Origin of the sequence: Kitasatospora griseola (assembly GCF_014648555.1) — a bacterium.
In the GTDB taxonomy this organism is placed as follows: domain Bacteria; phylum Actinomycetota; class Actinomycetes; order Streptomycetales; family Streptomycetaceae; genus Kitasatospora; species Kitasatospora griseola.
On record NZ_BMRI01000015.1, the window covers coordinates 54,692 to 80,199 of the forward strand.

Below are 25,508 nucleotides of genomic sequence, written 5' to 3' on the forward strand. Positions count from 1 at the left end.
TTCGGCTGCGGAGCTGAGGGAACGGCCCTTCGCCACCTCATAGATGGTAGAGGGTGGGCGATTGGTTCCCGTGTGCCCTATTGGTGATCATGCTGTGAGGCGTGCCGACCGGCACCGCCATTGGGCCGGACGGGTGGCCCTGCGCACGGCCTGCCGGGTGTCCCGCAGGGCCCGTCGGGAGGCATCATGGCAGGCATGGAAGCGGCCCCCGTGCTCACCGGCCGACTGCTCGTGGCCACGCCCGTGCTGACGGACCCGAACTTCGCCAGGTCGGTCGTCCTGCTGCTCGACCACGACTCCCAGGGGGCGCTCGGGGTGGTGCTCAACCGGCCCACCCCGGTGGACGTGGCCGCCGTGCTGGACGGCTGGGCCGCGCTGGCCGGCGACCCCGCGGTGGTGTTCCAGGGCGGGCCGGTCGGGCTGGACTCGGCGCTGGCGATCGCCGTGGTGCCCGGCGAGGAGACCCACCCGGGGCCGCTCGGCTGGCGGCGGGTGCACGGGGCGATCGGCCTGGTCGACCTGGAGGCCCCGCCGGAGGTGCTGGCCGGGGTGCTCGGCGGCATGCGGGTGTTCGCCGGCTACGCGGGCTGGTCGCCGGGCCAGCTGGAGCAGGAGATCGCCGAGGGCGCCTGGTACCCGGTGGAGTGCGAGGCCGGCGACGTCTCCTGCGTCGAGCCGGACCGGATGTGGCGGGCCGTGCTGCGCCGCCAGCGCGGGCCGCTGGCGATGCTCGCCACCTACCCGGACGACCCGACGCTGAACTGACCGGCGGGCCGGTTCCACATGGTGGCCGGGTTCCGGGCGGCCCCCATAGACTTGGCACCCATGAGCACTCTTGAGCCCGAGCGCGGCCTCGGCACCGGCACCCTGGTCGAGCCCGTCCCGCAGACTTCGCACGGGGACGGCGACCACGAGCGCTTCGCCCACTACGTCCAGAAGGACAAGATCATGGAGAGCGCGCTCTCCGGGTCCCCCGTGGTGGCGCTGTGCGGCAAGGTCTGGGTGCCCGGCCGCGACCCGAAGAAGTACCCGGTCTGCCCGATGTGCAAGGAGATCTTCGACGGGCTGAACAACCCGGGCGGGGACGACAAGAAGGACTGACCGTCCGGTCGGAGCGAAGCCCCCGAGTGGTCTATGCCAATCGGGGTGAACCGGGGCAGGATGAGGCGCATGGACCTCATCCCTGCCCCGTTGCACGTCCACGCCCCCGCCGACGCCGCCCCGTTCGAGCTGCACGCCGGCACCCGGATCGCCGCCGCCCCCGGCGCCGAGGGCGTGGCCCGTCGGCTGCGCGCCGAGCTGTCCGCCGCCACCGGCTTCGACCTGGACCCGGCCCCGGCGGGGCAGGAGGGCGGCCTGGTGCTCGCACTGGACGACGCCCTCGCCGCCGAGGAGTACCGGCTGAGCGCCGGCCCGGACGCGGTGCGGCTCACCGGCGGCGCCGCCGCGGGCCTGTCGTACGCCGCCCAGACGCTGCGCCAGCTGCTCGGCCCCCCCGTGTACCGCACCGCCCCGCTGCCCGGCGCGCGCTGGACGGTTCCCGCGGTGGAGATCCACGACGCGCCCCGGTTCGGCTGGCGCGGCGCGCTGCTGGACGTCTCCCGGCACTTCATGCCGAAGGCCGGGGTGCTGCGGTTCATCGACCAGCTGGCCGCGCACAAGCTGAACGTCCTCCACTTCCACCTGACCGACGACCAGGGCTGGCGGATCGAGGTCAAGCGCTACCCGGAACTCACCGGGACCGCCGCCTGGCGGGAGCGGTCGATGGTCGGCTTCCGGGCCGGCCGGCGGCACGACGACCAGCCGCACGGCGGCTACTACACCCAGGACGACCTGCGGGAGATCGTCGCCTACGCCGCCGCCCGGCACATCACCGTCGTCCCCGAGGTCGACCTGCCCGGCCACAACCAGGCCGCCATCGCCGCCTACCCCGAGCTCGGCAACACCGACGTGGTGGACACCGCGGCGCTCGGCACCTGGACCGACTGGGGCGTCAGCGAGAACATCCTGAACGCCTCCGAGGCCACCCTGCGGTTCTACGAGCACGTGCTGGAGGAGGTGCTGGAGATCTTCCCCTCCACCTTCGTCCACCTCGGCGGCGACGAGTGCCCCAAGGACCAGTGGAAGGCCAGCCCCGCCGCGCAGGCCCGGATCGCCGAACTCGGGCTGAGCGACGAGTTCGAGCTGCAGAGCCACGTCATCCGGCACTTCGACGGCTGGCTGGCCGAGCGCGGCCGCCGGCTGATCGGCTGGGACGAGATCCTGGAGGGCGGCCTCGCCCCCGGCGCGGCGGTCTCCTCCTGGCGCGGCTACGAGGGCGGCATCGCCGCCGCGCAGGCCGGGCACGACGTGGTGATGTGCCCCGAGCAGCACGTCTACCTCGACCACCGGCAGGACGGCGGCGAGGACGAGCCGATCCCGGTCGGCTGGGTGCGCTCGCTGGAGGACGTCTACCGCTTCGAGCCGGTGCCGCCGCAGCTCGACGAGCGGGCCGCCCGACACGTCATCGGCACCCAGGCGAACATCTGGACCGAGTTCATGTTCGACGGCCGGGACGTCGACTACAAGGTGTTCCCGCGGCTCGCCGCGTTCGCCGAGGTCGCCTGGTCCGACCTGCCGCGCGACCCCGAGGCGCGCGACTGGGCCGGTTTCGAGGCCCGGATGGCCGGCCACTACCCGCGCCTCGACGCCCTCGGCATCGAGTACCGCCGCCCCGAGGGCCCGCGCCCGTGGCAGCGCAAGCCCGGCATCGTCGGCCGGCCGATCGAGGGGCGTCCCGGCGCCGGGCCGGCCGTCGGATAGGACCTGCCGGAACTCCGGGCGCGGCCGCCTCGTCAAGATCAAGTGAACAACCGATCACCTGGACATCGGCCCGGTCGCGTTCGTGCGCGTTCGCGCCCGGAGTTGTCCCGAGTTGTTCGGACCTGTCCGCGACCTCGGAAATGATCAGCGGTCTTTGTGTGCCAGAGTTGCCCAACCCGCACCGATCGCCCGTACCCTACGGGCGGCAGGCCGCACTGCAAATGGAGCACGGTGGGAACCTGGTGAACCGGACGATCATGATGCCGGCCTCGGTGGACGAGGCGGTCGAAGCGCTGGCCGCCACCCCGGGGGCGGTGCCGGTGGCGGGCGCCACCGACCTGATGGAGGCCGTCAACGGCGGGCGGCTGCGGCCCGCCGCCCTGATCGGACTCGGCCGGATCACCGAACTGCGCGGCTGGCGCTACGAGGACGGCGGCACCGCCGTCCTCGGCGCCGGCCTCACCCACGCCCGGATGGACCGCCCCGACTTCGCCGCCCTGATCCCGGCCCTCGCCGACGCCGCCCGCACCGCGGGCCCCCCGCAGGTGCGCAACGTCGGCACCCTCGGCGGCAACATCGCCACCGGCGCCCCCGCCGGTGACACCCTCCCGGTGCTCGCCGCCCTCGAAGCCACCGCCACCCTCGCCCGGCCCGGCACCGTCCGCGAGGTGCCGATCAGCCACCTGCTCACCGGACTCGACCCGCTGCGACCCGGCGAACTGCTCACCTGGGTGCGGGTCCCGCTGCTGCACGCCCCGCAGGTGTTCCTGAAGTCCACCGGCCGCAGCGGCCCGTCCCGCGCCGCCGCCTCCGTCGCCCTGGTCCTCGACCCCGCCCGGCGCGGCGTGCGCTGCGCCGTCGGCGCCGTCGCCCCCGTCCCGCTGCGGCCGCTGGAGGCCGAGAGCTGGGTGGCCGGCTGCATCGACTGGGACGCCCGCGGCGAGGACGGCGCGGTCCTGATCGACCCCGCCGCGCTCGCCGCGTTCGGCGAATACGTGGCCGCCGCCTGCGTCCCCGAGGGCGCCGCCGGCGGCGAGGGGGCGGGCCCGGCGGGCGCCCGCCTGCGGCGTACCGTAGCCGTGCTGGCCCGCCGGGCGTTGGGAAGGGCGCTGAAGTGACCGACGAACTGCTGAACCACCCCGGAGCGCTCACCGGCGACGTGCGCCCCACCGCCTCGTACACGCTGCGCGTCAACGGCGTCGAACGACCCGTCAGCGACGCCTGGATCGGCGAGAGCCTGCTGTACGTGCTGCGCGAACGCCTCGGCCTGGCCGGCGCCAAGGACGGCTGCGAGCAGGGCGAGTGCGGGGCCTGCTCGGTGCAGGTCGACGGACAGCTGGTGAACGGCTGCCTGGTGCCCGCCGCGCTCGCCGCCGACAGCGAGATCAACACCGTCGAGGGCCTGTCCGGCGCCGGCGGCGCCAGCGACGTCCAGCAGGCGCTCGCCGACTCCGGCGCCGTCCAGTGCGGCTACTGCACCCCCGGCCTCGCGATGGCCGTCCACGACCTGCTGCAGCGCAACCACCGCCCCAGCGAGGTCGAGGCCCGCCAGGCGCTGTGCGGCAACCTGTGCCGCTGCACCGGCTACCGGGGCGCGCTGGCCGCGGTCCAGACCGTCGCCGAGGCCCGCGAAGCCGCCCTCGAAGCGGAACTCGACGCCGCCGAACAGGCCGCGGCCACCGCTGAACCGGTGGCGCCGGCACAGGCCACCGAGCAGTCCTTCGCCGACCTCGCGCTGGCCGGCGAGCTCCCGCTCTACGCCGACTCCGAACTCTGGCACGAGGCCGACCAGTTGATCCCCCCGCAGGCGCAGCCGCAGGCCCAGCCGCCCCGGCCCGCCGAACCGGCCTGGTCCGGAACCCCCGCGCACGGCACCGCCGTCCCCGTCGGCTGGGAGCCCACCCCCGCGCACGGCACCGCCGCCGACGCCGCGGCCTACGGCACCCCCGCGCACGGCACGCCGTACCTGCCCACCCCGCCGCACGGCATCCCGCACCAGGACCCGGGCGTCTACGAAGGCGCCCCGCCGCACGGCGCCCCGCAGCAGGACCCGGGCGGCTACGACGGCACCGTCTACGCCACCGACGGCTACGGACACCAGTACCCCGGCTACGACGCCACCCCCGCCCACGGCATCAGGCTCCCCGAGGACGAGAACGCATGACCTCCGCCACCGAGCTCCCGGCGGCCGCCCCCGCGGACGACGAGACCGGCTCCACCGGCCTCGGCAGCTCCCCGCTGCGCACCGACGCCCTCCCCAAGGCCCTCGGCATCTACCCGTACGCCGCCGACCTGTGGGCCGAAGGGCTGCTCTGGGGCGCCGTGCTGCGCTCCCCGCACCCGCACGCCCGGATCGTCTCCGTCGACACCTCCGCGGCCCTTGCCGTCCCCGGCGTGCACGCCGTGGTCACCGCCGCCGACCTGCCCGGCGGCAGCGACGGCGGCGCCGACGGCGCGACCCCCGGACCCGTCGTCGCCGACCGGCCGGTGCTCGCCTCCGGTGTGGTGCGCCACCACGGCGAACCCGTCGCCGCCGTCGCCGCCGACCACCCCGACACCGCCCGGCTCGCCGCCGCCGCGATCCTGGTCGAGTACGAGGTCCTGGAACCCGTCACCGACCCCGAGGCCGCCTTCCACGCCCCGCCGCTGCACCCCGACGGCAACCTGCTGCGCCACCTGCCGCTGCGCACCGGCGACCCCGACGCCGTCGGCGAGATCGTCGTCGAGGGCCTCTACCAGGTCGGCCGACAGGACCCCGCCCCGATCGGCGCCGAGGCCGGCCTCGCCGTGCCCCGCCCCGACGGCGGCGTCGAACTGCACCTGTCCTCCACCGACCCGCACGGAGACCGCGACCGCACCGCCGCCTGCCTCGGCCTCGACCCCGACCGGGTCCGGCTGGTCGTCACCGGCGTGCCCGGCGCCACCGCCGACCGCGAGGACCTGTCCTTCCAGGTCACCCTGGCGCTGCTCGCGCTGCGCACCGGACGCCCCGTCAAGATGACCCTCACCCGCGCCGAGTCCTTCCAGGCGCACACCACCCGGCACCCCGCGCTCCTGCGCTACCGGCACCACGCCGACGCCGACGGCAGGCTGGTCAAGGTCGAGGCGCAGATCCTGCTGGACGGCGGCGCCTACGCCGACGTCTCCGCGGAGGCGCTGGCCGCCGCCGTCGCGTTCTCGGTCGGCCCCTACACCTGCCCCAACGTCTTCGTCGACGCCTGGGCGGTGCGCACCAACAACCCGCCGGCCGGCCGGATGCGCGGCGAGGGCGCGCTGCAGACCTGCTTCGCGTACGAGTCGCAGCTCGACCAGCTCGCCAAGCAGCTCGGCGTCGACCCGCTGGAGATCCGCCGCCGCAACGCGATGTCCACCGGCGACCCGCTGCCCACCGGACAGGCCGTCACCTGCCCCGCCCCCGTCACCGCGCTGCTCGACGCGCTCGCCGACTCCCCGCTGCCCGCCCTGCCGCTCGACGACCCCGAGGCCGACTGGCTGCTGCCCGGCGGCCCGGGCGGCGCCGGCGACCCCGCCGCGGTGCGCCGCGGCATCGGCTACGCGGTCGGCATGGTGCACATGCTCGGCGCGGAGGGCGAGGACGAGGTCGCCACCGCGACCGTCCGGGTCTCCGGCGACCACGCCACCGTGATCTGCGCGGCCGTCGACTCCGGACAGGGCTTCGCCACCCTCGCCCGGCAGATCGTCCAGTCCGTCCTCGGCGTCAGCGAGGTGTACATCGCGCCCGTCGACTCCGACCAGTCCGCGGCCGGCCCCGCCGCCCGCGGCCGGCACACCTGGGTGTCCGGCGGCGCGGTCGAACGCGCCGCGCTGATGGTCCGCCACCAGATGCTGCAGCCGATCGCCGCGGACTTCGGGATGTCCGTCGAACTGCTCACCATCAGCGACGGGAAGATCACCTCGTACGACGGCGTGCTCGGCATGCCGGTCAGCCAGGCCCTCGAAGGCCGCGAGCTCTGGGCCACCGCCCAGTGCCGCCCCCACCCCACCGAACCCCTCGACCCCGAGACCGGGCAGGGCGACGCCTTCGTCTCCATCGCCTTCTGCGCGATGCGCGCCGTCGTCGACGTCGACATCGAACTCGGCGCCGTCCGGGTCGTCGACGTGACCGTCGCCCAGGACGTCGGCCGCGCCCTGAACCCCCGCCAGATCGAGAACCGCATCGAGGGCGCCGTCGCCCAGGGCGTCGGACTCGCCCTGCTGGAGAACCTCCGCACCGAACACGGCATCCCCCTCAACGCCTCCCTCACCGGCTACCGCCTCCCCACCGCCCTCGACACCCCCGACATCCGGATCGCCGCCCTCCTCGAAGAACGCGACGTCGTCGCCCCCTTCGGCGCCAAAGCCGTCAGCGCCGCCCCCGCCGTCGTCGCCCCCGCCGCCGTGGCCGCCGCCGTCCGCGCCGCCACCGGCCTCCCGGTAGGCCGCCTCCCGATCCTCCCGGAGGACGCCACCCTCGCCTGACCGGCCACCCGGACCGCCGGCACCGGGCGAACGAGCCCGGTGTGCCGGCGTGGGCGCCCAGTACTGCAGACGGCTGTGACATCCTCGCGCCGACCGAAGCCCTGGCCAAGGACATCCCGACAGGCGCCGGCTACCCGCAGCGGCCCTACCGGAGCGGTAGTTGGCAGTAGGTCGGCCGATTCGGCGATCGAATCCCGCTCGCACGTCCGGACCTGACCGACAGTCGGCATCGCGGTGAGGCGAAACGTAGCGAACTCGTCACTGGAGGTCTGCGCAGGGCCCGGGCCGGGCGATACGATCGGACGGTCCTGCGTTCCGGGGGCGTTGCGAGAACGAACGGGCTGTCACTCGACCGACGGGGTACTGATGAGGCTGACGAGACTCACGCGCGTGCTCGGCGCGACCACGCTGACTGCGGGGTTCCTACTGACCGGACTGCCGGCGGCGTCCGCGGACCAGGTGCGGGACGGGCAATGGGCGAACCAGTACTTCAACCTCAGCAAGGTGTGGTCGATCACCAGGGGTGAGGGCGTCACCGTCGCGGTCATCGACAGCGGAGTGAACCCCAACCATCCGGACCTTGCGGGGCACGTGCTGCCCGGGTACGACCCGAGCGGTGGCGGCAACGAAGTAGGAACTGCCAATCCGCACGGCACCGGGGTGGCGAGCCTGATCGCCGGCCAGGGCCACGGCAGTGGTGACGGCGTGGTGGGGTTGGCTCCCGGCGTCAAGATCCTGCCGATCTACAAGCTCGGCCCCGGAGGCGCGGGCGGGATTGGCGAAGGCATCAAGTGGGCGGTGGACCACGACGCGAAGGTGATCAACATTTCGCAGGGCGGTCCGGACCTCAGCGCGCGTGAGAAGGACGCGATCGCCTACGCCTATCAGCACGATGTTCTGATTGTGGCCGCGGCGGGCAATGTCGGGGCTGGGGTGGACTATCCCGCCAAGGCCCCAGGGGTTCTCGCGGTCGGCGCGGTCGCCAAGGACCTGAAGATCTGGCCGAAGTCCAACTTCGGTCCTGAGGTGCTCCTTTCGGCACCGGGCGTGCGAATCGTCTCCGCAGGTGACTGTGGCACCAGCCAGTACTGCATGGACGACGGAACCTCGTTCGCGACGCCGTATGTCGCCGCTGCCGCGGCGTTGGTACGAGCGAAGTTCCCGAAGCTGACGGCCGGACAGGTCGCGGAGCGGCTGGTCAAGTCGGCGGCACGGCCTGACGGGGTGAGTAAGCTCCCCGATCAGCACTACGGTTACGGGATCGTCAGCCCGTACGAGGCGCTGACCATGAACATTCCGACCGGTGCCGCCCAGGGACCGCTGGCGCTCCCGGAGGGCGTGGACGATGGCGGCTCAAGTCCTGCGGCCAGCCAGGGGGCGACCACCGGTGGTGGGAGTTCCACTGATCCCGGGTCCGGACTGGGAAATCCTGGGGCGGCGCCGGAGTTGGAGCAGTCGTCCACTTCGACCATGCCGCTGATCCTCGGTGCGATCGGCGGAGCGGTGGTGCTGCTCATCGTGATCATCGCGATCGTGGTGGCGAACAGTCGGAGGCGCAACCGGTCGCAGAGCGTGCCTGGTCAGCCGGGTGGTCCTGCTCCGTACGGTGCTCCGCAGGGCTGGCCGCCCGCTCAGCAGCAGCCTTACGGCCAACAGCCCGGGGCCCCGCAGTACGGCCAGCAGCCGCCGCCCGGCTACCCTCAGCAGCCGCCGACGGGCTATCAGAACCCTTACCAGGGGCAGTAACCAGTCGCGTTCAGGACGTGTCAAGACACGCCCTGAACGCGATACGATCGAACGCTCTGAGTAAACGTCAGCCCACCCACCAGAGCGCTACCACGGGGAAGTTTCGACACTCCAGGGGGAGAGGGCCTCGTGTCCGACGGATTCAGCGTAAACCCGGATGAGCTGGAGGCAGTGGTCAAGCGACTGCGGGCCCTCCAGCAGAACATCAGTACGTGCGGCACCAACACGAAGTACAAGACCGACATCTCTCGGGATGCCTTCGGCGGCAACTTCGTCGAGGCGCAGGCGCTGTACGAGGCGCACGGCAAGATGCAGGCGTTCCTGACCCAGACGATCGCGGATCTTGACGCCCTGATCAACGAGTACGGCGACAAGACCCAGACCGCTCATGCCAGGTACACCGGCGGTGAGCTCGACAAGCAGGCGACGATGAACCAGCTGACCCCGAGGACGGTCTGACATGGCGTCACACAAGACTCCGTTCGACTCCTACGCCCTCATCCCGCTCAAGGACATGGTCGGGCACTCCAGCCCGGACCAGATCCGCCAGGTCGGCGAGCACTGGAAGAGCGTTCACCAGGAGTTGAACGACGTCGCCGCGAAGCTGCAGGAGGCCGTGCAGCACGCCACCGCGAACTGGCAGGGTGCTGCGGCCCAGGGCTTCGCGCAGAAGGGCGGTCAGATCCAGCAGAGCCTGGCCAACACCGCCGCGCATGCGTCGAACACCTCGGTCGCCATGGACTACGCGGCGACCGCGCTGCAGCAGACCAAGTCGACGATGTCGCAGATCAAGGTTCCCGGCTTCTGGGACCGGGTCGGCAAGACTCTCAACGACGGCTTCGCCTCTTCCGACGAAGGCCTCAAGCGGGACCTTGCCTCGGGGATGAACCGCATCGACGCGGTGAACAAGAACGCCCATGAACTGTCGGCGACCGAGGTCGCCCACCAGTACGCGATCGGTGTCATGGAGCACCTCGGTCCCCAGTACACCGAGGCGGCGAGCTACATCGACGAGCCGCCGAAGCGGGATTCCGGTGACGGCGGGACTCACGAGGCCTATCCGCCCCAGCCTGCGGTCTCTCCGCCGCCCGGGCACACCCCGCCCACCATGCCGATGCCGAAGTACCCCGAGGGGCACCCCAAGGACCAGCCCCCGCCCGGGTACGTGCCGCCCAAGGATCCCGGGCAGCCTTCGCCGTGGGCTCCCGGGCAGGTGGAGCCGATGCCTCCGACGCACGGGGTGCCGCCGATTACGCCGGGGCAGCCGTGGAAGCCGCCGTCCACCGGGTTGGACGGGTGGACTCCGCCTGAGACGGGGCCCGGGTTGCCTACGGGGCCCGGGGGTGGGTTGCCCGGTGGGGTGGGGACCCTGCCGGGGCCCGGTACGGGTGGTGGTGGTACCGGTGGTGGCGGGTTCCCCGGTGGCGGTGGTTACGTGCCCGGGGTCGGCGGCGGCGGGTACCTGCCCGGTGGCGGGTCCGGTGGCGGTCGTACCGGTGGCGTCGGGACCGGCGGGCTCGGGACCGGTGGCAGTGGCGGCGGCAAGGTCGGCGGGTCCGGCGGTGCCGGGGCCGGTGGCGCGGGCAAGGCCGGCGGTGCCGGTGGCGCCGGGGCTGCGGGCGCCGGTGCCGCGGGTGGTCGTGGCGCGGCCGGTGCCGGCGGCATGGGCGGCGGTATGCACGGCGGCGGCATGGGTGGCGCCGGCGGCGCGAAGGGCGGTGCCGGTGGGAAGGGCAGCGGCCTGGTGCGCAAGGCCGGCGGCACGATCGGCGGCGCCAAGGCCGGCGGTGCCGGTGGCCGGGCGTTCACCGAGGGCGGTTCGGGCATCGGCAAGGGCCGCGGCGGCGGCCAGGGCGGTGCGGCCGGTATGCACGGCGCGCCCGGGTCCGGCAGTGCCAACCGGAAGAAGAAGGGCGAGGGCCACCGTCCCGACTACCTGATCGAGGACGAGGAGACCTGGCGCGGTGGCACGGCGAACCCGCCGGTCATCGAGTAGCAGGCGGGTGGCAGCCGGGCAGTCGGCAGCGCGCGGCGGGCGCCGGTGGTGGTCCTGGGGGATCACCGCCGGCGCCCGCCGCATTGTGCCGGGAAACTCGCCGAGGAAAAGGAAAAGGGCAGCGGAATTCACCGGGCGCGGCGGTGCATGAATGGCGCCCGGTGAATTCCGGAAGAGACCGTGACGGGAATCGAACCCGTGTAAACCGTTTTGCAGACGGTTCCCTGAACCACTCGGGCACACGGTCGGGAAGGGGTGCGCGCAGGCGTCAAGAGGCCTGTCGGCGCGGGGGAGTTGCGGTCAGGCGCAACAGGGGAGGGAACACCGGCAGCCGGGACAGGAGGCACAGGTGCGGGGCGCTGCGAGGGCCACCAGCTTCCTGTTCATCGCCTTCTCCTGCCGTCGTGGGCTGCTCCGGTTCGTTCCGGTGAATTCACTATAGCGGGCGGGATCGGGGCGGCGTCAATGGAAAGCGGTAATTCGTCGATGAATTCCGCGTGTCGGCGCTGTGCTACGGTCGGGAACGAGGCGGGTGCTGGTGGCCCGTCCCGGACGAGGTGCGTCGTACCCGGTATGACAAGACGGCGCGGTAGGTGGTTCGACTACTGCGAGGAGTCCGTCGTCATGGCGTGGGTGGTTCTGATCGTCGCCGGTGTGCTGGAGACCGTCTGGGCGGTGGCCCTGGAGGCCAGCAAGGGGTTCTCGCGGCTGGTGCCGAGTCTGGTGTTCGCGGTGGGTCTGGTCCTGTCGATGGGCGGGCTGGCGTACGCGATGCGGTCGATTCCGTTGGGGACCGGGTATGCGGTGTGGGTCGGCATCGGCGCGGTGGGGACGGCGCTGTACGGGATGGCAGCGATGGGGGACGCGGTGAGTGCGGCCCGGATCACCTGCCTGGTGCTGATCCTGGCCGGGGTGGTGGGGCTGAAGGTGCTGCACTAGCGGAACCGGCGGAGGCAGGGCCTAGGGCCGGCGGCGGAGGTCGTCGTCGGCCGAAGGGTCAGGACCAAGAGGCGATGACGGCACTTACCATGTCGTGGTGACCACCACCTCCCCGGCCGAAACGGCAGCATCGCGGCAGATACCCGACGACGACGGCACGGGAGGTGTGCTCAGCGGCCCCTGGCGGGCGCTGACGCTGGGCATCGTCTCGGTGGTGCTGCTGCTGGCGTTCGAGGCGACGGCGGTGAACACCGCGATGCCGACCGCGGCGCAGCAGCTCGACGGTATCGGCCTGTACGCGTTCGCGTTCTCCGCGTACTTCACCACCACGCTGCTGGCGATGGTGGTGTCGGGGCAGCTGTGCGACCGGCGCGGGCCGCTGGTGCCGCTGTTCAGCGGGATCGCGGTGTTCGCGGCCGGGCTGGTGATCGCCGGCACCGCCGTGAACATGTGGATGTTCGTCGCGGGCCGGGCGGTGCAGGGCCTGGGCGGCGGCCTGGTGATCGTGGCGCTGTACGTGGTGGTCGGCCGGGCGTTCCCGGAGCGGCTGCGCCCGGCGGTGTTCGCCGCGTTCTCGGCGGCCTGGGTGCTGCCGTCGATCCTCGGCCCGGTGATCTCCGGCGCGGTCACCCAGCACCTGGGCTGGCGCTGGGTGTTCCTCGCGGTGCCGGTGCTGGTGCTGCTGCCGCTCGCGGTGATGGGCCCGGCGCTGCGCCGTTCCGAGCGGCGCCAGCCGCCGCTGCAGGTGCAGCCGTACGACTGGCGGCGGACCCGGGACGCGGCGATGGTCGCGGTCGGCGCGGCGCTGCTGCAGTACGCGGGTCAGCGGCTGGACGGCTGGTCGCTGCTGCCGGCGGCCGCCGGGGTGGCGCTGATCGGCCCGGCGGTGCTGCGGCTGCTGCCGAAGGGGACGCTGCGGGCGGCCCGCGGTCTGCCGACGGTGATCCTGCTGCGCGGGCTGGCGGCGGGCGCGTTCTTCGCGTCCGAGCTGTTCATCCCGCTGATGATGCAGACCCAGCGCGGCCTGTCGGTGACCATGGCGGGCCTGACGCTGGCGCCGGGCGGACTGTCCTGGGCGCTGGGGTCGTGGCTGCAGGGCCGGCCGGGTGCGGAGCGCCACCGGGAGGCGATGATCCGGTACGGGTTCGTGCTGACCGCGGTGGCGATCGGCGCGGCGGCGCTGGTGCTGTTCTCGTCGGTGCCGGTCTGGGTGACGGCGGCGGCCTGGGCGGTCGGCGGCTCCGGCATGGGCATGGCGATCGCCAGCATCAGCGTGCTGATGATGAAGCTGTCGGCGCCGGCGGAGACCGGCGAGAACTCGGCGGCGCTGCAGCTGAGCGACGCGCTGGGCAACGTGCTGCTGACCGGTCTCGCGGGTGTGCTGTTCGCGGCGTTGGGCGGCGGGGCGGTCAGCGCCGTGGCCCGCGACGCGGCGCTGCCGGCGGGGGCGTTCGCCGCGGTGTTCCTGACGATGCCGGTGGTGGCGCTGGCCGGTGCGGCGCTCTCCGGCCGGGCCGTGCCGGCCCGGCCGAAGGCGTGAGGACCTGACGGAGGACTACTTGCCGCCGGCCACCGGCGGCACGGACGGGCGGGTGGTGGCGGCGGGGGCGCCCGCCCCGCCGAGGTAGCTGCTCCAGCCGCCCTCGGGGCTCTGGCCGGGGGTGAGGGCCTGGAGCTTCTTGAGCACGGCCGGGTCCTGCACCTCCAGCCACTCGACCAGCTGCCGGAAGGACACCATCCGGACCTCGGGCTTGTCGGCGATCGCCTTCAGGACCTCCTCGACGGCGTTCATGTAGATGCCGCCGTTCCAGCCCTCGAAGTGGTTGCCGATGATGAACGGCGCCCGGTTGCCGCGGTAGGCGCGGTCGAAGCCGGCCAGGTAGGCGTCGCGGGCCTGGGCCTGCCAGAAGGCGCGGCGGCCGGGGTCGCCCTTGGTGTTGTCGCCGGACTGGTTGTACATGATGTTGTAGTCCATCGAGAGCACCTGGAAGGTGTGCCCGGGGAACGGGATGGACTGCAGCGGCATGTCCCACAGCGCGCCGCCGGCGAACTTCTGCGGCCACATCTGCAGCCCGCCGGGGCCGGAACTGTCGTACTTCCAGCCGCGCTTGACGGCGGTGGGCAGCAGGCCGCGCTGGCCCTCCAGGCAGGGGGTGCGGCCGCCGATCAGCTCCTTGCGGTAGTCGAAGGGCAGCGCGGGCAGATCGGTGTTGCCGGTGTTGGTCTTCCAGTTCATGACGAAGTCCATCGCCTGCTGGATCTCGCTGTCCCAGTCATCGGGGGACCAGCGGCCGCCGCCGTTGGCGCCGCAGAAGTGCCCGTTGAAGTGGGTGCCGATCTCGTGTCCGTCCAGCCAGGCCGCGCTGATCTCCTCGATGGTGGCGCGGATGTGGGCGTCGCTCAGGTAGCCGATGTCGGAGGCGCCGACCTGGTGCTGCGGCGGGTGGTACATGGACTTCTTCGACTCGGGCAGGGTGTAGATGCCGGAGAGGAAGAACGTCATGGTGGCGTCGTGGTCCTTGGCGAGCTGCCGGAACCGGCTGAACAGGCGGTCGTCGAGCTCGCCCGCGCCATCCCAGGAGAACACCACGAACTGAGGGGGCTTCTGGCCGGGCTCCAGCGGTTCGGGGGTGGGCTGGCCCGGCTGGGGGCCGGTGTCGGAGGTGGAGCCGTCGCCGATCAGGGTGGCGGGGGGCTTGGGGACGGCGCTGGGGGTCTCGTTCGCGGCGAGGCCGTCGGCCCGGGCCGGCCCGTCGGCTCCGCCCCCGCTCCCGGAGGTGCTCGCGCAGCCGGCCGCGAGGGTGGCGGCGGTCGCCGCACCGGCGGCCAGCAGCGTCCTGCGGGAGAAGGCGTCCATGTCTCACATCCGTTCACCAGGGAGTATGGGGAAGGCACCGGCCGGAGGTGCGGTCCGTCGGATGGAATGAACGGTGCGTCGTCCGGGGGAGTCGGCCCCAGCATCGCACGGGCCGCCACGCCGTGCCGGGAAGCACGGCCCGGGGTACGGATGACCGGGGGACGCCGCTCCGGAAGGCTCACCTGTTCGGCGCACCGGGCCGGTGCGGCACCGCCGTCCGGGCGTTGACCTGGCATCAGATGGCACGGACCGGATCGGACCCCGGACGAGGAGGACGCACCCGCCGATGTGGCAGTCGCTGCTGGACGCCTACCGGGACCGGATCGTCGACACCGGACGGGAGCCGCTGTTCCTGCTGCTGCTCGGTCTGGTGCTGGCGTTCCTGTTCATCCGGATCAGCACCCGGCTGATCCGCGCCCAGGTCCGCTGGTGGCCGGGCAACGTCACGCCCGGCGGGCTGCACATCCACCACGTGGTGTTCGGCCAGGCCCTGTTGCTGATCTGCGGCGTCGCCGCGTTCGCGGTGCGCGGCGACGGCGGCTCCTGGTGGAACCTGCTCGGCTTCGGGTTCGGGGTCGGCTGCGGACTGGTGCTGGACGAGTTCGCGCTGGTGCTGCACCTGAAGGACGTCTACTGGTCGACCCAGGGCCGCACCTCGGTGGACGCCGTGATGCTCGCCGTCGCCACCATCGGCCTGCTGCTGCTCGGCGAACTCCCGCTCGGCGGCTTCGCCCGCCACCCCGACGGGCCCACCCTGGCGGGGGCCTGCGGGCTGCTCGCCCTGGTGGTGGTCAGCCTGCTCAAGGGCAAGACCTGGACGGGCCTGCTCGGCATCATGCTCTGGCCGCTCGCCCTGGTCGGCGCGGTGCGGCTGGCCCGGCCGCAGAGCCCGTGGGCCCGCTGGCGCTACCGGTCCCGGCCCCGCCGGCTGGCCCGCGCCGAGCGGCGCGAGGAGCGCATCCACCGCCGCCTGGTCGCGGCGAAGACCGCCGTCTACGACCTGGTGGCCGGCACCCCCGACGCCGACCTCGAACCCGCGCCGGCGGCGCCGGCCGCCGCGCCGCCGGCCGTCCCGCCGCCCGCCGTCGCCGAGGCGCCGCCGCCCGCGCCGTGGCGGCTGCGCTGCGCCGCGTCCGTCCAGTGGTACCTGCGGATCGTCACCCTGATCGACCTGCTCGGCGCGGTCGTCGCGCCGTTCCGCGCGCAGGTCCAACGGGTCGACCGCGGCGAGTACTTCACGCCGGTGCTGGTCACCTCCGGGTTCACTGCGGCGCTGCTGTCCGGCCTGCTCGCGGTGATGCTGCGCCGCCGCAAGCGCGCCGCGTGGATCGCCGCGCTGGTCGTCGTGCTGGCGCACGCCGGGCTGTACGGGCTGGCGCTGGCCTTCCCGGAGTTCCGCGCGCACCCGTTCAACTGGTTCTCGGCGGCGCTCACCCTCGCCGTCCTGCTGGCGCTGCTGCTGAGCCGCCCCGTGTTCCGGGTGCGCGGCGGGCGCGGCAACGTGCCGCTGGCGGCCGCCGTGCTGGTGGTCGGCGGGGCGCTGCTCACCGCCCTCGGCGCGGTCGCCGTCCGGCTCGGGCACACCGACGGCGTGCCGGACTGGGGCGAGGCTGCCCGGTACGGGCTGCTGCGGCTGGTCACCCTCTCCGGCGTCGTCAAGGTCAGCGGGGTGGAGGTGCCGCGCTGGATCGACCTCGCGCTCAACCTGCTCGGCACCGCCCTGCTGCTGCTCACCCTGCGGATCCTGCTGCGCTCCCCGCTCGGTGCCGAGCAGCTCGGCCCGGAGGACGAGTCGAGGCTGCGCGGGCTGTTGGAGCGGCACGGCGGGCGGGACTCGCTGGGCTACTTCGCGCTGCGCCGCGACAAGTCGCCGTGCTTCTCGCCGAGCGGGAAGGCCGCCGTCGCCTACCGGGTGGTCAACGGCGTGGCGCTGGCCTCGGGCGATCCGATCGGCGACCCGGAGGCGTGGCCGCAGGCGATCGAGGAGTGGCAGCGGCTGGCCCGCGCGCACGCCTGGATCCCCGCCGCCGCCGGCGCGGGCGAGCAGGGCGGCACGGTGTACGCCCGGGTGGCGGGGCTGCGGGCGCTGCACCTCGGCGACGAGGCGGTGGTCGAGCCGGCCCGGTTCACCCTGGACGGGCGGGAGATGGACGGCCTGCGGCAGACCTGCCGCCGGGTCGAACGGGCCGGGTACCGGGTGGTGGTCCGCCGGCACCGGGACATCCCCGCCGAGGAGTTCGCCGACCTGGTGCGGCTCGCCGACGCCTGGCGGCACGGCCGCACCGAACGCGGCTTCTCGATGGCGCTCGGCCGGCTCGGCGACCCCGCCGACGGCGACTGCCTGATCGCCGAGTGCCGCGACGAGGCCGGCCGGACCGCCGCCCTGCTGTCCTTCGTCCCGTGGGGCGCGGACGGGCTGTCGCTGGACCTGATGCGCCGCGACCGGGAGTCCGACCACGGGCTGGTCGAGTACACCGTGACGAGGCTGCTCGAACACGCCCGGGGCGGTGAGCCCGCGGTGCGGCGGGTGTCGCTGAACTTCGCGATGTTCCGCGAGGTGTTCGAGGAACGGATCGGCGCGGGGCCGGTGCTGCGGCTGTGGCGCGGGGTGCTGCGGTTCCTGTCGCGCTGGTGGCAGCTGGAGTCGCTGTACCGGGCCAACGCCCGCTACCGCCCGCACTGGCAGCCCCGGTACGTGCTGTACGAGAAGCCCTCCGAACTGCCCGCGATCGGCCTGGCCACCGCCCTCGCCGAGGGCTTCCTGACCCGCCCCCGGCTGCGCCGCGGCCGCCCGGCGGGCCGGTCCTGACGGCCGGTCACCCGGGCGGAACGCCGGGCGTGCCGGGGCGGGCGGCGATCGGTTGACTGGGCGCAGCGGTTCGGCGCGGGCGGAGGGTGCGGTGGGCGAGCGGGCATGGAGCAGGGCGGCGCTGGCCGCGGGGGCGATCGTGGCGGGGGCCTGGCTGCTGCACGGGGGAGCGCTGGGCGTGCTGCCGCCGGCCCCGGTCGCCGCGCAGGCCTACGACGGGACGCCGGTCGGGCCCGCGGTGCCGCCACTGCCGTCCTCGCCGCCGGTGCGGGTCCGGATCCCGGCGCTCGGCGTGGACGCCCCCGTCGGCCCGCTGGGCCTGGACGGCGAGGGCCGCCTGGAGGCGCCGCCCGGGGCGGACGGCAATCTGGCGGGCTGGTACCGGGACGGCGCGGCCCCCGGGTCGAGCGGCGCGGCGGTGCTGGCCGGGCACGTCGACACCGCGCACGGCCCGGCGGTGTTCTACCGCCTGGGTGCGCTGCGCAGAGGAGACCAGGTGGAGGTCGCCCGGGCCGACCGGGCCACCGCCTGGTTCCAGGTGGACGGCGTGGAGATCTACCCGAAGCGGGAGTTCCCCGACGCCAAGGTGTACACGGCCACGCCCGATGCCCAGCTGCGGCTGATCACCTGTGGGGGCGCCTACACCCGCGAGGGCGGCTGGGAGGGGAACGTGGTGGTGTACGCACACCTGGTGCGCACTCAACGGGCCTGACGGCCACCCGATGAGCGCCTGCCCCCGACGGGAGCTCAGGCCAGCAGCTGGGCGAGCGCCCGGTCGCAGTCCAGGTGCCGCAGCTCCTGGCCCTCCGGGACGGCCAGGTGGCTGCGCCACAGGAAGCGGCGCAGGTCCGCGCGGGCGAACTGGAGCAGCGCGACGCCCTCCGGGGAGCGCAGCTCGACCATGGTGCGCATGCCGAACGCGGGCCGGATCCGGACGTCGCCCTCGCCGGCCAGCTGCTCCAGGCCGACGGAGAGCAGCTGGCGGGCGAACACCCACTCGATGTCGGGCGCCGACTGGTCGGCGGGGACGGCGGCGGTGTCGAACGGGTCGCTCGGGTCGTAGGGGCCGTGGGGGTCGTACGGGTCGGTGTCCAGCGCGTACTCGGCGGGGAAGACCATCCGGACCGCCAGCGGGTCCTCGCAGCGGTAGCGCAGGGTGACCCGGAGCAGGGCGGAGCGGTGGGAGCCGAGGATCAGGCGGGCCTGGGTGTGTTGTTCGATCGGTGCAGGGGCTGCGGACACGACGATTCCTCCGGAGTGTGGGGGTGCGACCGGTGTCGCCTTCCGTGACTGAAGAGTCGGAAGGGGCAGGAGCAATTACACCGGTTTTGGGGTCCTTTCGAGTGATCTGCGCCACATCGGCAGGGATGAGTCGGGCATTTCGGTCGTCGAGCGCGGGGGTGTCGTGCGCAGCGGCCCGGCCGCCCGGGCAGGATCGCAGGAATCGACCGGGCTGCCGCCGGTCCGACCGGGCCAGGGGGGGCGAGATCGTGGAGTCGTCAGTGCGGACGGCCGAGCGCCGGTCGCTCGCCGCGTACACCGAGCTCTACCGCAGCCACCACCCCGGCCTGCTGCGCTACGCCGGCATCCTCACCGGCGGCGACCGCTGGCGGGCCGAGGACCTGGTCGCCGAGGCCCACCTGCGGGTGTGGCGGCGGCTGGCCGCCGGGCAGCGGATCGAGGACCCGTGCGCCTACCTGGCCACCACCGTCCGCCACCTGGCCGCCGCCCCGGTGCGCGAGAAGGCCGTCCCGGACGTGCCCGGCGGCGAGAGCGGCGGCCCGGCCGCCGGGTGGCCGAGACCGGCCGGATGCGCCGGCTGCTCGCCCAGCTGCCCGAGCGGTGGGCGCACGCGCTGTGCCGGCCGAGGTGGAGGGGCTGCCGCCCGGCGAGATCGGGGCCCGGCTCGGGGTGCGGCGCGGCGCGGCGGCGGTGCTGGTGCACCGGGCCCGCGAGGGGCTGCGGCCGGCCCACCTGCGGGCCGGCCCGGGCAGCCCGCACCGCCCGTCCTGCGCCGGGCGCTGGGCGGCGCCGGCCGGGCACGCCCGCGGCCGGGCCGGACGGCGGGCCGGGCAGCGGGTGGAGCGGCACCTGCCGCACTGCGCCGACTGGCCCTGCTGCGCCGGGTCAACCTGGGCCTGGCCGGGCCGGCGGGCGGCGCTGCTGGCCGCGCTGTTGGGGCCCCCGGCGGGCGGCGCGGGGCAGCGCGGCGCCGGCGCCGAGGCCGGCTCCACGGGCGCCGCGACGGACCCGCGCGCCGCCCCGGAGGTGTTCACGGTGAACGGCCGGCCGTGCCGCGTGAAGGTGTGGTGAGGGCCGCGCGACCGGAGTGGGACGCGCGCCACAGGACCTCGGCAACGCCGTGGTCCGCCCCCCGGAAGGGGCTAGGCTGGGCGGGTTCCACGACCGCCCGCCGACCGCGGGAGACGGGCCTCAAACTGGCCCTGACCTGCGACGACCCCGTTCGGAGACCGTGACTACCGCCGCCTCCTCCTCGATGTCCCCGCTGTTCTCGCACGCCGACAGCCTCCACCCCCGCCCCACCGGCACCTCCGCCGCCGCGCACCTCTCCCCGGCCTTCCCCGGCCGTGCCCCCTGGGGCACCGCCGGCAAGCTCCGCGCCTGGCAGCAGGGCGCGCTGGACAAGTACATCGAGCAGCAGCCCCGGGACTTCCTCGCGGTCGCCACCCCGGGCGCCGGAAAGACCACCTTCGCCCTGACCCTGGCGTCCTACCTGCTGCACAACCACCTGGTGCAGCAGGTCACCGTGATCGCGCCCACCGAGCACCTGAAGAAGCAGTGGGCCGAGGCCGCCGCCCGGATAGGCATCCGGCTGGACCCGGCGTACTCCTCGGGCCCGCTGTCCAAGGACTTCCACGGCATCGTGGTGACCTACGCGGGCGTCGGCGTGAACCCGATGCTGCACCGGAACCGCACCGAGGCCCGCAAGACGCTGGTGATCATGGACGAGATCCACCACGCCGGCGACTCCAAGTCCTGGGGCGAGGCCTGCTTCGAGGCGTTCGAGCCCGCCACCCGCCGGCTCGCGCTGACCGGTACGCCGTTCCGCTCGGACACCAACCCGATCCCGTTCGTCCAGTACGAGGCGGGCGGCGACGGCATCCGCAAGTCGGTCGCCGACTACACCTACGGCTACGGGCACGCGCTCGCCGACCACGTCGTCCGCCCGGTGATCTTCCTCAGTTACTCCGGCAACATGCGCTGGCGCACCAAGGCCGGCGACGAGCTGGAGGCCCGGCTCGGCGAGCCGATGACCAAGGACCTGATCGCCCAGGCCTGGCGCACCGCGCTGTCCCCGCAGGGCGAGTGGATCCCGGCGGTGCTGCAGGCCGCCGACCGGCGGCTGACCGAGGTCCGCAAGGGCATCCCGGACGCCGGCGGCCTGGTGATCGCCACCGACCAGACGGTGGCCCGCGCCTACGCCAAGATGCTGCGCGAGATCACCGGCGAGAAGGTCTCGCTGGTGCTCTCCGACGAGACCGAGGCGTCCAAGCGGATCTCCGACTACGCCGAGGGCACCTCGCGCTGGATGGTCGCGGTGCGCATGGTGTCCGAGGGCGTCGACGTGCCCCGGCTGTGCGTCGGCGTGTACGCCACCTCGATCTCCACCCCGCTGTTCTTCGCGCAGGCCGTCGGCCGCTTCGTGCGCGCCCGCAAGCGCGGCGAGACCGCCTCGGTGTTCCTGCCGACCATCCCGATGCTGCTCGGCTTCGCCAACGAGATGGAGCTGCAGCGCGACCACGTGCTGGACCGTCCGAAGAAGGACGGCGAGGGCCTGTTCGACGAGGAGGACCGGCTGCTCGCCGAGGCCGAGAAGGCCAACGACGGGCCGGACACCGGCAGCGAGGAGTTCTCCTACGAGGCGCTGGGCAGCGAGGCGGTCTTCGACCGGGTGCTGTACAACGCCATGGAGTTCGGCATGCAGGCGCACCCCGGCAGCGAGGAGGAGGAGGACTACCTCGGCATCCCGGGCCTGCTCGAACCCGACCAGGTGCAGATGCTGCTGCAGAAACGTCAGCACCGGCAGATCCAGCGCTCCAAGGCCCGCCCCGCCGAGGAGGCCGACCTGCTGGAACTGCCCGCCGAGGAGCGCCCGGTCGTCACCCACCAGGAGCTGCGCGAGCTGCGCAAGGAGCTGAACGCGCTGGTCGCCGCCTGGCACCACCGCACCAGCCAGCCGCACGGCACCATCCACAACGAGCTGCGCCGCCAGTGCGGCGGGCCGCTCACCGCGCAGGCCACCGCCAACCAGTTGAAGGCGCGGATCGGCCGAATTCGGGAGTGGGCGACGACGGGCTGATCGGGGCGCCCGGAGGGAGGTTGACTGCCCGTCAGGAGCTCGCGGCGGAACTTGGCGAAGGAAGTGTGGAGACGAGCGGTCCTACGATCCGCTAATCTTCCGCGTGCCGGTGCTGGGGGGACCAACACTCATGTGTGGTGCGCCTCGGCATGCGGTCGACCTGCCGATGCCGTCCCGTCCGACGCTCCGGCCCGCACTGCTAAGAGGAGCCCACGGTGGCGTACCCCAACCAGAACCCCGAGCTGTCCGACAAGTCCAAGGTCGTCGCCGGAATCCTGCAGATCCTGCTGGGCGGCTTCGGCGTCGGCCGCTTCTACACCGGCCACATCGGCATGGGCATCGCCCAGCTGCTCACCTGCGGCGGCCTCGGCTTCTGGGCGCTGATCGACGGCATCATCTTCCTGGTCAGCGACACCCGCACCGACGCCCAGGGCCGTCTGCTGCGCAGCTGACCTTGCACGCCGAGGAGAACGGCCGGCACCCCCGCCCCGCGGACACCCGCGGCGGGGGCGCCGGCCGTTCGCCGTTCGCGCTGCTGCGCCACCCCGCCGCCGCCCCGCTCGGCCTGCTCGCCGTCGGCCTGACCGCCGCCGGCTACCTGTACACCCGCAATCCGCACCTGCCCGGCCAGGCCCTGCCGTTCTGCCCCTGGCGCCGACTGACGGGCCTCCAGTGCCCCGGCTGCGGCGGCACCCGGATGGTCTGGGACCTGATGCACGGCGACCTGCTCGCCGCCTGGCACGACAACGCCGCGCTGCTGCTCGCGCTCCCCTTCGTCGCCGCCTGGTACCTGGTGCGGCTGCGGCACGGGCTGGCCGGCCGGCACTGGAAGCTGCGCCTCGGGCCGCGTGCCGTCACCGCGATCCTCGTCGCCGCCGCGCTCTGGGCCGTCGGCCGCAACGTCCTCTGACCCCCGCCGCCGGGAGGCGGTGTCCGGCTACCGGTCAGATATCGAACACCAGAGCGGTCGAGGTCGGAGTTTTGGGTGTCTTGTCCGTTTTTTCATCGCGACTTTCCAACGATGTGGACCGGATTTTGAACAACCACTTCCGCAGCGCACCTCCCGTTCACTAGCGTCTCCCCAATCCCGACCGGGCCCCCACCCCACAGGCCGGTCGGACAACCGCGGAGCCCTGCGACCGGCCGACGACGCCGAGGCCGGTCTCCCGCGCCGGACACCCCTGCTGGCGTGTGATCAATTCCGGTGCAGCCAACGGTAGTTGTGCCGTAAGGTCGGATTCGCCGCGGAAAGGACCTGGCGTTCGTGACTGCTGAGACCTCCCAGACTCTGGACCGAGGTGTCCGAGTACTGAAACTGCTCGCCGACTCCGAGCGCGGGCTGACGGTGACCGAACTGGCCGCCCGACTGGCCGTCAACCGCACGGTGGTGTACCGCCTGTTGGCCACCCTGGAGCAGCACGGCCTGGTCCGCCGCGACATCGGCGGCCGCGCCCGGGTCGGCCTCGGCGTGCTGCGCCTCGCCCACCGGGTGCACCCGCTGCTGCGCGAGGCCGCGTTGCCCGCGCTGCGCTCGCTCGCCGAGGACCTCGGCGCCACCGCCCACCTCACCCTGGTCGACGGCAACGAGGCGCTCGCCGTCGCCGTGGTCGAACCGACCTGGACGGACTTCCACGTCGCCTACCGCACCGGCCTGCGCCACCCGCTCACCGAGAGCGCGGCCGGCCGGGCGATCCTGGACGCCCGCGGCTTCCCCGGCCAGCGCCGCCCCGAACAGGGCTTCGTGATCACCCGGGCCGAGGAGCAGTCCGGCGCCTGCGGCGCCGCCGCCGCGCTGATCGGCCTGAGCGGCATCGAGGGCAGCGTCGGCGTGGTGATGCTCAACGGCCTGGTGCCCGAGCGGGTCGGCCCGCGCGTGGTGGAGGCTGCCACCGAGGTCGCCGACGCGCTGCGCTGAACCGGCCGCGGCCGGGCCGATCCGCGCGGCCGTCCCTGGCGGCGGCCCCGGTGTGTTTGGATGCGGGGTGTGCCTCTCCAGAACCTGCCCACGGCCCTGACCGCCCCGCGCAGCCGCGCCCTCGCCCTGTGCGCGCTGCCGGTGCTGGCACTGTTCGCGGTGGCCGCGTTCGTGCCGCTGCCCTACACCGTGGAGTGGCCCGGCGTCACCGCCGACACCCTGGGCACGTACAAGGGCCGGCCGGTGATCACCGTCACCGGGGCGCAGCAGCGCGCCACCGAGGGCCAGCTGCGGATGGTCACCATCACGGCCACCGAGCCGGGGCACCGCAACTCCCTGTGGGACTCGCTGCGGGCCTGGGGCGACCCCGAGCAGGTGGTGGTGCCCACCGAGGAGGTCTACCCGCAGAGCAACCCGAAGCAGGCCAACGAGGTGACGCAGCAGCAGATGACGCAGTCCCGGGACGACGCCACCACGGCCGCCCTGAGCTACCTGCACCTGTCGCCCGACCAGGTGAAGGTCGCCATCGACCTCGGCGACATCGGCGGCCCCAGCGCGGGCCAGATGCTGGCCCTGGGCATCGTGGACAAGATCGCCGGCGACGGCCGGGGCGGCGACCTGACCGGCGGCCGGAACGTGGCCGGCACCGGCACGATCGACTCGGCCGGGCGGATCGGACCGGTCGGCGGCGTCCCGCTGAAGACCCAGGCGGCGGCCCGCGACGGGGCCACCGTGTTCCTGCTGCCGCGCAGCGAGTGCACCCAGGCCAAGGTCAACACCCCCGACGGGCTGCAGCTCGTCCCGGTGGACACCCTCGCCGAGTCGGTGGCCGCCCTCCAGGCGCTGCACGACGACGGCGCCGTCCCGCACTGCTGAACCGCCCGGCCGGGCGGCCCGTACTGCTGAACCGCCGCGTCGGGCGACCGGCCGAGTGTCCCGCAGGCCCGGCCTACACGCCGAACGCCGCGGTCGCCAGGTCCTCGCCGACCCGGGCCTGCAGCTTCCCGGCCACCGCGGTCAACCGGTGCGCCTGGGAGAGCGGCAGCGCCACCGCGATCGCCGCCAGTTCGCTGCCCAGCACGATCGGCACCGCCGCCCCCACCAGACCCAGCTGGTACTCCTGGTACTGGGTGATCGGCGCGGCCCGCTGCGGCCCCGGCCCGGGCAGCAGCGGCAGCTGGGCGGGCTGCCGCAGGGTGTACGGGGTGAACGGCACCATCGGGTGGCGGGCCAGGTACTCCCGGCGCTCCTCGGCGGACAGCAGCGCCAGCAGGGTCTTGCCGCTGGCGTGGGCGTGCGCGCCGGCCCGGAAGTTCGCCGGGTCGGCGGTGGCGGTGCCGGGCGCGGCCCGGGCGGCCACCAGCTCCACCTCGCCGTCCTTGTACCGGGCGTAGTGCACGGCGGCGTTCAGCTCGTGGGCGATCCGGCTGAGCATCCGGTCCAGCCGGATCCGCCCGGCCTCCGGCCCGTCCGGGTCCTCCGCGCTCAGCCCCAGCACCGCGGGCCCGGTCCGGTAGCGGCCCTCGCGGCGCTCCAGGTACTGGTCGTGCACCAGGGTGCGCAGCAGGTGGTAGGTGGTGCCGAGGGCCAGCTCGGTGTCCCGGGCGAGCTGCTTGGCGGTGGCGCCGGCCGGGTGCTGGGCGG

At 73.8% G+C, this 25,508-nt stretch carries 22 protein-coding genes, 1 tRNA gene, 1 pseudogene and 1 riboswitch; of the genes and pseudogenes, 20 read left to right on the forward strand and 4 right to left on the reverse strand.

The genetic code is table 11. The features are described 5' to 3' along the window. The first annotated feature begins 186 nt into the window (after positions 1 to 186). The 9 genes from IEZ12_RS20300 to IEZ12_RS40120 all read left to right on the forward strand — a co-directional run bounded on the left by IEZ12_RS20300 (position 187) and on the right by IEZ12_RS40120 (position 11,023). Positions 187 to 765, forward strand: coding sequence for a YqgE/AlgH family protein (locus tag IEZ12_RS20300; RefSeq protein ID WP_043914190.1), 579 nt, complete (start codon positions 187 to 189; stop codon positions 763 to 765). 60 nt (positions 766 to 825) lie between these two features. Continuing rightward, a complete protein-coding gene (locus IEZ12_RS20305; protein ID WP_030459614.1) occupies positions 826 to 1,101 on the forward strand; it encodes a DUF3039 domain-containing protein in 276 nt (91 codons plus the stop codon). 69 nt (positions 1,102 to 1,170) lie between these two features. Further along, positions 1,171 to 2,802, forward strand: coding sequence for a beta-N-acetylhexosaminidase (locus IEZ12_RS20310; protein WP_189273352.1), 1,632 nt, complete (start codon positions 1,171 to 1,173; stop codon positions 2,800 to 2,802). A 221-nt stretch (positions 2,803 to 3,023) separates the two neighbouring features. Continuing rightward, positions 3,024 to 3,920, forward strand: coding sequence for an FAD binding domain-containing protein (locus IEZ12_RS20315; protein WP_189273354.1), 897 nt, complete (start codon positions 3,024 to 3,026; stop codon positions 3,918 to 3,920). Further along, positions 3,917 to 4,966 carry a (2Fe-2S)-binding protein gene (locus IEZ12_RS20320; protein WP_373295503.1) on the forward strand — a complete coding sequence of 350 codons (1,050 nt, stop codon included), beginning with the start codon at positions 3,917 to 3,919 and terminating at the stop codon, positions 4,964 to 4,966. Before IEZ12_RS20315 ends, IEZ12_RS20320 begins: the two co-directional genes overlap by 4 nt. Next, positions 4,963 to 7,281 (forward strand): xanthine dehydrogenase family protein molybdopterin-binding subunit, encoded by a 2,319-nt coding sequence (locus IEZ12_RS20325; RefSeq protein WP_189273356.1) that lies wholly within the window; start codon positions 4,963 to 4,965, stop codon positions 7,279 to 7,281. The genes IEZ12_RS20320 and IEZ12_RS20325 overlap by 4 nt, the downstream gene beginning before the upstream one ends. Positions 7,282 to 7,671: 390 nt before the next feature. Continuing rightward, complete coding sequence (locus tag IEZ12_RS20330) at positions 7,672 to 9,027, forward strand: S8 family serine peptidase (protein ID WP_229847721.1); 1,356 nt, start codon at positions 7,672 to 7,674, stop codon at positions 9,025 to 9,027. 129 nt (positions 9,028 to 9,156) lie between these two features. Continuing rightward, on the forward strand, positions 9,157 to 9,486 hold the full coding sequence (locus IEZ12_RS20335) for a hypothetical protein (RefSeq protein WP_100588588.1): 330 nt from the start codon (positions 9,157 to 9,159) through the stop codon (positions 9,484 to 9,486). Positions 9,487 to 9,541: 55 nt separating this feature from the next. Then, complete coding sequence (locus tag IEZ12_RS40120) at positions 9,542 to 11,023, forward strand: WXG100 family type VII secretion target (RefSeq protein WP_444542894.1); 1,482 nt, start codon at positions 9,542 to 9,544, stop codon at positions 11,021 to 11,023. A gap of 175 nt (positions 11,024 to 11,198) precedes the next feature. Here the strand turns inward: IEZ12_RS40120 and IEZ12_RS20345 are convergent. Continuing rightward, positions 11,199 to 11,270 (reverse strand) — tRNA-Cys (locus IEZ12_RS20345). A 277-nt stretch (positions 11,271 to 11,547) separates the two neighbouring features. After that, a riboswitch (guanidine-III (ykkC-III) riboswitch) is annotated at positions 11,548 to 11,614 on the forward strand. Between the two features lie 33 nt (positions 11,615 to 11,647). Between IEZ12_RS20345 and IEZ12_RS20350 the strand changes: the two genes are divergently transcribed. After that, positions 11,648 to 11,962 carry a DMT family transporter gene (locus tag IEZ12_RS20350; RefSeq protein WP_189273362.1) on the forward strand — a complete coding sequence of 105 codons (315 nt, stop codon included), beginning with the start codon at positions 11,648 to 11,650 and terminating at the stop codon, positions 11,960 to 11,962. 97 nt (positions 11,963 to 12,059) lie between these two features. Beyond that, positions 12,060 to 13,502, forward strand: coding sequence for an MFS transporter (locus IEZ12_RS20355; RefSeq protein ID WP_189273364.1), 1,443 nt, complete (start codon positions 12,060 to 12,062; stop codon positions 13,500 to 13,502). A gap of 15 nt (positions 13,503 to 13,517) precedes the next feature. On the opposite strand, the gene IEZ12_RS20360 is transcribed toward IEZ12_RS20355, so the two are convergent. Further along, positions 13,518 to 14,819: a polysaccharide deacetylase family protein gene (locus IEZ12_RS20360; RefSeq protein ID WP_189273366.1), complete on the reverse strand. Its 1,302-nt coding sequence runs from the start codon at positions 14,817 to 14,819 to the stop codon at positions 13,518 to 13,520. Positions 14,820 to 15,105: 286 nt separating this feature from the next. Between IEZ12_RS20360 and IEZ12_RS20365 the strand changes: the two genes are divergently transcribed. Next, the gene (locus tag IEZ12_RS20365; RefSeq protein WP_189273367.1) at positions 15,106 to 17,628 is read left to right on the forward strand and encodes a phosphatidylglycerol lysyltransferase domain-containing protein; all 2,523 of its coding nucleotides are present in this window, start codon (positions 15,106 to 15,108) and stop codon (positions 17,626 to 17,628) included. Positions 17,629 to 17,719: 91 nt separating this feature from the next. After that, positions 17,720 to 18,340: a class F sortase gene (locus IEZ12_RS20370; RefSeq protein WP_189273369.1), complete on the forward strand. Its 621-nt coding sequence runs from the start codon at positions 17,720 to 17,722 to the stop codon at positions 18,338 to 18,340. 35 nt (positions 18,341 to 18,375) lie between these two features. Here the strand turns inward: IEZ12_RS20370 and IEZ12_RS20375 are convergent, their stop codons facing one another. After that, positions 18,376 to 18,870 (reverse strand): SsgA family sporulation/cell division regulator, encoded by a 495-nt coding sequence (locus tag IEZ12_RS20375; RefSeq protein WP_189273371.1) that lies wholly within the window; start codon positions 18,868 to 18,870, stop codon positions 18,376 to 18,378. A gap of 125 nt (positions 18,871 to 18,995) precedes the next feature. On the opposite strand from IEZ12_RS20375, the pseudogene IEZ12_RS40620 reads away from it, so the two are divergent. From IEZ12_RS40620 to IEZ12_RS20405, 7 genes and pseudogenes are all read left to right on the forward strand, one after another. Continuing rightward, a pseudogene (locus IEZ12_RS40620) lies at positions 18,996 to 19,343 on the forward strand (RNA polymerase sigma factor); the annotation flags it as partial. 127 nt (positions 19,344 to 19,470) lie between these two features. Then, complete coding sequence (locus tag IEZ12_RS38785) at positions 19,471 to 19,941, forward strand: hypothetical protein (protein WP_229847724.1); 471 nt, start codon at positions 19,471 to 19,473, stop codon at positions 19,939 to 19,941. Positions 19,942 to 20,125: 184 nt separating this feature from the next. Continuing rightward, entirely contained in the window at positions 20,126 to 21,949 is a 1,824-nt protein-coding gene (locus tag IEZ12_RS20385; RefSeq protein ID WP_189273512.1) for a DEAD/DEAH box helicase, read from the forward strand. 215 nt (positions 21,950 to 22,164) lie between these two features. After that, positions 22,165 to 22,401, forward strand: a complete 237-nt coding sequence (locus IEZ12_RS20390) for a TM2 domain-containing protein (RefSeq protein ID WP_043914175.1) — start codon at positions 22,165 to 22,167, stop codon at positions 22,399 to 22,401. Between the two features lie 80 nt (positions 22,402 to 22,481). Then, the gene (locus IEZ12_RS20395) at positions 22,482 to 22,859 is read left to right on the forward strand and encodes a DUF2752 domain-containing protein (protein WP_189273514.1); all 378 of its coding nucleotides are present in this window, start codon (positions 22,482 to 22,484) and stop codon (positions 22,857 to 22,859) included. A 354-nt stretch (positions 22,860 to 23,213) separates the two neighbouring features. Beyond that, entirely contained in the window at positions 23,214 to 23,864 is a 651-nt protein-coding gene (locus IEZ12_RS20400) for an IclR family transcriptional regulator (protein WP_043914174.1), read from the forward strand. A 60-nt stretch (positions 23,865 to 23,924) separates the two neighbouring features. Beyond that, positions 23,925 to 24,740 carry a S16 family serine protease gene (locus IEZ12_RS20405; protein ID WP_229847725.1) on the forward strand — a complete coding sequence of 272 codons (816 nt, stop codon included), beginning with the start codon at positions 23,925 to 23,927 and terminating at the stop codon, positions 24,738 to 24,740. A 73-nt stretch (positions 24,741 to 24,813) separates the two neighbouring features. Here the strand turns inward: IEZ12_RS20405 and IEZ12_RS20410 are convergent. After that, a partial coding sequence (locus IEZ12_RS20410; protein ID WP_189273375.1) for a helix-turn-helix domain-containing protein occupies positions 24,814 to 25,508 on the reverse strand: 695 nt, incomplete at its 5' end.

What these genes read in the sequence shown, in the direction of transcription:
- IEZ12_RS20300 (WP_043914190.1), top strand. Translation starts at nt 187, where the DNA reads ATGGCAGGCATGGAAGCGGCCCCCGTGCTCACCGGCCGACTGCTCGTG.
- IEZ12_RS20305 (WP_030459614.1), top strand. Translation starts at nt 826, where the DNA reads ATGAGCACTCTTGAGCCCGAGCGCGGCCTCGGCACCGGCACCCTGGTC.
- IEZ12_RS20310 (WP_189273352.1), top strand. Translation starts at nt 1,171, where the DNA reads ATGGACCTCATCCCTGCCCCGTTGCACGTCCACGCCCCCGCCGACGCC.
- IEZ12_RS20315 (WP_189273354.1), top strand. Translation starts at nt 3,024, where the DNA reads ATGGAGCACGGTGGGAACCTGGTGAACCGGACGATCATGATGCCGGCC.
- IEZ12_RS20325 (WP_189273356.1), top strand. Translation starts at nt 4,963, where the DNA reads ATGACCTCCGCCACCGAGCTCCCGGCGGCCGCCCCCGCGGACGACGAG.
- IEZ12_RS40120 (WP_444542894.1), top strand. Translation starts at nt 9,542, where the DNA reads ATGGTCGGGCACTCCAGCCCGGACCAGATCCGCCAGGTCGGCGAGCAC.
- IEZ12_RS20350 (WP_189273362.1), top strand. Translation starts at nt 11,648, where the DNA reads ATGGCGTGGGTGGTTCTGATCGTCGCCGGTGTGCTGGAGACCGTCTGG.
- IEZ12_RS20360 (WP_189273366.1), bottom strand. Translation starts at nt 14,819, where the DNA reads ATGGACGCCTTCTCCCGCAGGACGCTGCTGGCCGCCGGTGCGGCGACC.
- IEZ12_RS20365 (WP_189273367.1), top strand. Translation starts at nt 15,106, where the DNA reads ATGTGGCAGTCGCTGCTGGACGCCTACCGGGACCGGATCGTCGACACC.
- IEZ12_RS20385 (WP_189273512.1), top strand. Translation starts at nt 20,126, where the DNA reads ATGTCCCCGCTGTTCTCGCACGCCGACAGCCTCCACCCCCGCCCCACC.
- IEZ12_RS20405 (WP_229847725.1), top strand. Translation starts at nt 23,925, where the DNA reads ATGCGGGGTGTGCCTCTCCAGAACCTGCCCACGGCCCTGACCGCCCCG.